The sequence below is a fragment of the Desulfosporosinus burensis genome (assembly GCF_054657535.1).
In genome coordinates, this window is sequence record NZ_BAAHYN010000117.1 from 1 (window position 1) to 251 (window position 251).

Here is a 251-nt window from a genome sequence, read left to right on the forward strand (position 1 = left end):
GAAAAACCAGCATTGTTATAGGCATCCATGACTAATTTCGTCAGAAGCTGATTATGGTAAGCCGTCGCTCTGGCCCCGTACGTAGCACCTGCTGCTTTAGCCAACTCCAGTATTTGAAAGGGTCTCTCTAAGTTGCCAAAGGGAGAGGTGGTTCCCCGTTTGTCGTGAGGGGTTAAAGGGGAGGTCTGACCACCCGTCATCCCGTAAATGCTGTTATTTATGACTATGGCGGTTAGATCAATATTGCGCCT

At 48.6% G+C, this 251-nt stretch carries 1 protein-coding gene; it reads right to left on the reverse strand.

Annotation, left to right across the window (positions count from 1 at the left end):
- A partial coding sequence (locus ACYQ3Q_RS28655; RefSeq protein WP_459931767.1) for a thiamine pyrophosphate-dependent enzyme occupies window positions 1–251 on the reverse strand: 251 nt, incomplete at both ends.